Origin of the sequence: Streptomyces rugosispiralis (genome assembly GCF_024505145.1) — a bacterium.
Taxonomy (GTDB): Bacteria; Actinomycetota; Actinomycetes; order Streptomycetales; family Streptomycetaceae; genus Streptomyces; species Streptomyces rugosispiralis.
This window is the reverse complement of sequence record NZ_JANIAA010000161.1, coordinates 1-1,335: the sequence shown is the minus strand read 5'-3', so window position 1 is coordinate 1,335 and position 1,335 is coordinate 1. Positions and strand designations below refer to the sequence as shown.

At 71.7% G+C, this 1,335-nt stretch carries 1 protein-coding gene; it reads right to left on the bottom strand.

Annotated features, from left to right (window positions below; genetic code table 11):
* Positions 1–1,335, bottom strand: a 1,335-nt coding sequence (locus NP777_RS46840) for an acyl carrier protein (RefSeq protein ID WP_256656314.1), incomplete at both ends; no start/stop codon positions are given.

The window sequence follows — 1,335 nt, the reverse complement described above, 5'->3', positions numbered from 1 at the left end:
GCCGTGCCGTCGGCGGCCGCCGCGAACGGCTTGCAGCGGCCGTCCGGCGCCAGGCCCCGCTGGCGGCTGAACTCCACGAAGCCACGCGGTGACACCATCACCGAGACGCCACCGGCGAGCGCCAGGGAGCACTCGCCCTGCCGCAGCGCCTGTGCCGCGAGGTGCAGCGCCACCAGGGACGACGAACAGGCGGTGTCCACGGTCACCGCGGGGCCCTCGAAGCCGAAGGTGTACGAGATGCGGCCGGAGACGACGCTGGCCGCGTTGCCGGTGGCCACATAGCCTTCGGTGGTCTCCGGGGCCCGGTCGACCAGGGACACGTACTCCTGGCCGTTGGTGCCCATGAACACGCCCGTACGGCTGCCGCGCACCGCTTCCGGGTCGATTCCGGCCCGTTCCCACAGCTCCCACGAGGTTTCCAGCAGCAGCCGCTGCTGCGGGTCCATCGCCAGGGCCTCACGCGGCGAGATGCCGAAGAAGGACGCGTCGAAGCCGCTCACCTCGGAGAGGAACGCACCCTCGCGTACATAGCTCTTGCCGATCGCGTCGGGGTCCGTGTCGTACAGCCCCTCGAGGTCCCAGCCACGGTCCGTGGGGAACGCCGAGACGGCATCCTCTCCGGCGGCCAGCAGCCGCCACAGGTCGTCGGCGGAGCGTACATCGCCGGGAAAACGGCAGCTCATCGAGACGATCGCGATCGGCTCGTCCACCGCGGCGGGCGCGGCCGTGGCCACGTCCGCGGTCGCGCCGTCCGTCTGGTCGTGGCTGTCGAGCAGTTCGGTGAGCAGATAGCCGGCCAGCGCGGTCGGTGTGGGGTAGTCGAAGACCAGGGTGGCCGGGAGCTGAACACCCGTGGCCTCGCTGAGCTGGTTGCGCAGGCCGACCGCGGTCAGGGAGTCGAAGCCGATCTCCATGAACGCGCGGCCGGGACCGATGGCGTCCACACCGCTGTGGCCGAGTACGGCGGCCACATGGGCACGCACCAACTCCAGTAGGGTGCGCCGCCGTTCGGCCTCGGACAGGGTCTCCAGACGGCGGACGAGTGCCGAGGACTCCTCGGTGTGTGCGGGGTCGGTGTCACCGGGCCGGGTGGTCGCGGTCAGCTTCCGGACTTCCGGGACTCCGCTGAGCAGCCGGGACAGCCGCCGGGCCTCGAAGGTGTCGGCGAAACGCTCCCAGTCGGCGTCGACGACGGCGAGAGCGGCGTCCGGGTGGGTGATCGCGCGCTCCAGCGCCGCCAGGGCCAGCCGTGGATCCATCGCGGTCATGCCGTTGCGCCGGATGGTGCGGCTGACCTCGGCGCTGCTGACGGCCATGCCGTTGTCGGCCCAGGGG